This window comes from Nocardioides sp., from assembly GCF_025964975.1.
Lineage (GTDB): Bacteria > Actinomycetota > Actinomycetes > Propionibacteriales > Nocardioidaceae > Nocardioides.
The window spans coordinates 1-3,701 of record NZ_JAOPXV010000087.1; the positions used below are offsets into that span (position 1 = coordinate 1).

Here is a 3,701-nt window from a genome sequence, read left to right on the forward strand (position 1 = left end):
ATGCCGCGGCACCCGGACCTGGTGGGCCGCGACTTCACCGCCACGGCCCCGAACCAGCTGTGGGTCACCGACCTGACGTTCGTGCCGACCTGGGCCGGCGTCGCCTACGTCTGCTTCATCATCGACGCCTACTCACGCGCGATCGTGGGCTGGCGGGTCGCATCCCACATGCGGACCACCATCGAGGTCAGCCGCCACCACGGGACTACGCGCCTTCAGATCCGCTCCGGCGACGCCGAGATCATGGTCGTGGGGACGGCGCAGGGGGTGAAGCGCGAGGTGCGCCCACGCATCGACCGGACGCCCGGAACGTGGGCGTGGCTAACTCACCATCTGGATCCCGAGGGTGCAACTATGGTTCAATCCGAACAATGAAACGGGAGAAGCGATGACTGAACCAGTGATGTTCAGTGTGAACCAGCTCGCCGAGTTCCCAACCTCGCGGGCCCAGGGGCGCGAGGGTCGGGCGCGGCTGGAAGACCTCATTGCCGACAATCGCGGTCTCGATCTCACCATCGACTTTGCCGGCGTCTTGGCGATGACCATCAGTTTTGCCGACGAGTTCCTCGGGAAGTTCCTTGCCACGTTGGACGCCACGAGCCACGACATGACGGTCTGCGTCTCTGGTCTGAACCCGGAGAACGCCGAGACCATTGAGGTGTGCTTGGAGCGTCGCGAGGTCCCCGTTGTGGTCGCCGAGGACGGGGGTCACCTAGGGCTGCTTGGTGACGAGTTGCTCCAAGAGACGTACCTGGCGGCCGCCGCGCGCGGAAGCGTCAGGGCAACTGAACTGGCCGAGGACCTGTCCCTCTCGCCCCAGAACGTCAACAACCGGCTCAAACGCCTTGTCGCTGTCGGCGCCTTGCGCAAGACGCGCAACGCCGGCGCCGCGCGGGGCGGCAAGGAGTTCCTGTACTCCACCGCCGCACCAGACAAGAGCACCGCGTCTGTCGCCTGAGCGCCTCAGTGCAGTTCGCCGCCGTGGGTCGCTGGGCGCGCCGGGGCACACATCGCGAAGCCCCGACGGCTCGTCACCGGAGGTCGACGTCGGCCTCCGCCTGCTGACGAGACTTGAACGATCCTTTGTTGCTACGAGTCGATGAGATGCCCCGGTCGGCGCCGGGCGGCGTACTGCGGCGCGTTTGCGGCGGTGTAGTGCCGTCCTTGAACTGATCGCGAAGTGTGTCGAAGGCTCCGCTGAACCTGTTGATCTCGCCGGATGGAATGCCGTTGCCCGCCGCCACGTCACGCCAAGATGCCGTGGCTTGTTCGATGTCCGACAAGGTTCGTCGAGCTTCCTCGTCAGAGAGCCCGAACTCCGCCGCGGTCAGCATGAGCGCTTGGACTTCACCCTGACGCGATGTCTCACCTGCGATGGAGGTAGCTCGTTCTTCGGCGTCGTCGGGGTTCGGGTTCACGTCGAAGGCAGGAGACAGACGCCAGCCCTTGGGCTCGCGGAGCAGACCGTGATTCCGCATGTGGTCGTCGGTGTTGTGGATAGCAACCGAGAACGCCATCCGGCGCCACATCTGCGACAAGTCCTCGTCCGCGGAACCGGAGACGTCTACGAGGCCAGCGGCGACATCCAGGTAGTCGTAACCGCCGCCGTCGGAGCCTTCGATGAGCGTCATCGCGCTCATGTACCCCACACGCAACCCGTTGCGGCGGTCGAACCGTTCGAGTAGCAGGACGGAGCGCCCGGACACCTTCACCAGGATTGTCCTGGGAACAGCGATCCCAGCACGGTCTGCCAGGTCCAGCGCGGTCTTCTCCCAGGCCATGACGTCCCATTCGTCGGTGTGGCGCGGGAACTTGGCGATGTAGAGCAGCTCGTCCTGTCCGATGATCGACGCCTTCGGTCGGGCGCCTCCGAGGGATCCAGTTCCTGCGTTCAGCAGGAGCTTGATCGCGGTTAGGTCCTCGGAGCCGTCGCGTGCGACCTGGTCGGAGGCGTGCAGGAGCTCGGGCAGCTTGATGTGCTGGGGCACATCGGCCTCGGCGTTCTCGAACATTGTGCTGCCGGCGCGCCGGAACCGGAGAGCCCCTTGGCGGGTCGTGTCGGATACGCCAAGTAGATAGTCGAGTTCGCTGATGCTTCTGGCCGTACCGGTTTCGCTTGCCCGGATCCGCTTGGAGATGAGCATCTGCCCCCAACGGTCGGGGGCGCAGTCTGCGAAGGCTCCAGGCAGCCCTGAGACCACCCCGCCGCGGGTATCGAACGACAGGGCCGGGTCGATGGGGTAGGACGCTGGGTCGGCCAAGTACGCCGAGTCGTAGTCGAACGAGGTGGTGGTCTGGTTGCGTCGCCGGTCGAAGCGAGCGGTCCCGGCGACCATTGTTCGGTCACCTAAGTCGACGGCGACCTCGATCTCGTCGGTCATCGCCGGACCCGCTCAGGTAGCAACGTGTCGGCACGGGCACGTCCGAGCTCGCTCTCGTACGGGTCGAGCACGTCGACGACGGTGTCGAGGCGACCGAGGGCACGCAGGACGTTGAGGAACGTCTCCAGGGTTACGGTTGGGTCACCGGTCTCGACCTTCCGTAGGGTCGGCCGCGAGATCCCAGCTCGCTGGCAAACCTGTTCTGCCGTGAGGCCTTGCAGCTTGCGCCAAGTGAGCACGTAACCGCCGATCTGCGTGGCGGCGCGTCTAGTCTTCGCCGGGCTTGGTCGCTTCACGGTGCTCTCCTTATGGAAACTAACTATGCCACGATAGCAGATAATGGCACTGATGCTTTCCATATGTGCGGGATCGAAGCCCTCGTGCACCCAGTAGCGCAATCTCCTCAGTCGCTCCGGCTCCGCCCATAGGGCGCGTCGTCGTCCTGTCGATCTTCGTCCTTTTCCTGTTCCTGTTCTTCGTCTTATGCTGGACGTAAGCAAGACGGCGGTCCTGTACGCCCTCGCCGATGTACCGCTACGCGACGTCCTCGTCGAACTCGCCCTTGACGGCCGTGGCGATCTGATCGGCCATCTCCTCGATGGACGTCCCCTGCGTGCTGAGCGCCACCTTGACGAGGTCGTCGTGGACCGGCGGCCCCGGCTTCTTGGCCTTGCCGCGGGCCTTCTTCTTCCCGAACGCGCTCCACCAGCCGTTGTCCGAGCAGATCCGCCACGCAGTGCGATCAGCCATCGGCTCGCCGGCGTCCAGGGCCTCGTCGGCCAGGAACCGGTACCCGAACTCGGGGTCGTCGGTATAGGCGTCGAACAACGCGTTGGCCCGGTAGGCCTCCTCGAGCTCGGCATCACCGACCGGCTCGGCGAGCCACCGGTAGTAGGGCTGGCGGGCCAGCTTCAGCACCCGGCACGTCACCGTCACGGGCACCCGGATCGGGGCGTCCTTGGCGGCCAGTTCGCGGACGAGCGGGTACATCATTTTCCCGGCAGGTTCGCCTGCGACAGGTACGCCGCCGCACGGCGCAGGACCTCGTTCTCCTGTTCCAGCAGCCTGTTGCGACGACGTAGGTCGCGCAGTTCTGCGGACTGGTCGCTGGTGTGGCCCGGCTTCGTACCGTCCTCGACATCGGCGGACTTGAGCCACCCGTTCAGGCGCGACTCGCTGATCCCGAAATCGGCAGCGATCTGCTTGAGGTGGACGCCAGGCTCACGGTTCCTCGCGACGCGAACAACGTCGTCGCGGAACTCCTTGGGATAGGGCTTCGGCACGGTGCACATCCTTCCAGCGGCACCTCCGGGCACCACA

Annotated in this window: 5 protein-coding genes and 1 pseudogene; 2 read left to right on the forward strand and 4 right to left on the reverse strand. The window is 65.4% G+C overall.

All coding sequences use genetic code 11. The features are described from left to right. Both JWN68_RS06015 and JWN68_RS06020 read left to right on the forward strand, forming a co-directional pair. Positions 1–180 (forward strand): annotated as a pseudogene (locus JWN68_RS06015) (DDE-type integrase/transposase/recombinase); the annotation flags it as partial. 166 nt (positions 181–346) lie between these two features. Then, positions 347–958 (forward strand): hypothetical protein, encoded by a 612-nt coding sequence (locus JWN68_RS06020; RefSeq protein WP_297736132.1) that lies wholly within the window; start codon positions 347–349, stop codon positions 956–958. Positions 959–1,031: 73 nt separating this feature from the next. Here JWN68_RS06020 and JWN68_RS06025 read toward each other — a convergent pair whose 3' ends face one another. The 4 genes from JWN68_RS06025 to JWN68_RS06040 form a co-directional block, all read right to left on the reverse strand. Then, positions 1,032–2,381 (reverse strand): type II toxin-antitoxin system HipA family toxin, encoded by a 1,350-nt coding sequence (locus tag JWN68_RS06025; protein WP_297736137.1) that lies wholly within the window; start codon positions 2,379–2,381, stop codon positions 1,032–1,034. Further along, the gene (locus JWN68_RS06030) at positions 2,378–2,677 is read right to left on the reverse strand and encodes a helix-turn-helix domain-containing protein (RefSeq protein WP_297736140.1); all 300 of its coding nucleotides are present in this window, start codon (positions 2,675–2,677) and stop codon (positions 2,378–2,380) included. Before JWN68_RS06030 ends, JWN68_RS06025 begins: the two co-directional genes overlap by 4 nt. Before the next feature lie 238 nt (positions 2,678–2,915). Further along, the gene (locus JWN68_RS06035) at positions 2,916–3,374 is read right to left on the reverse strand and encodes a hypothetical protein (protein WP_297736143.1); all 459 of its coding nucleotides are present in this window, start codon (positions 3,372–3,374) and stop codon (positions 2,916–2,918) included. Next, positions 3,371–3,701, reverse strand: a 331-nt coding sequence (locus tag JWN68_RS06040) for a transposase (RefSeq protein ID WP_297736146.1), incomplete at its 5' end; no start/stop codon positions are given. The genes JWN68_RS06035 and JWN68_RS06040, both read right to left, overlap by 4 nt.

Bases quoted from the DNA above. Each gene is read 5' to 3' on its own strand.
- JWN68_RS06035 (WP_297736143.1), bottom strand. From the start codon at position 3,374: ATGATGTACCCGCTCGTCCGCGAACTGGCCGCCAAGGACGCCCCGATC.
- JWN68_RS06025 (WP_297736137.1), bottom strand. From the start codon at position 2,381: ATGACCGACGAGATCGAGGTCGCCGTCGACTTAGGTGACCGAACAATG.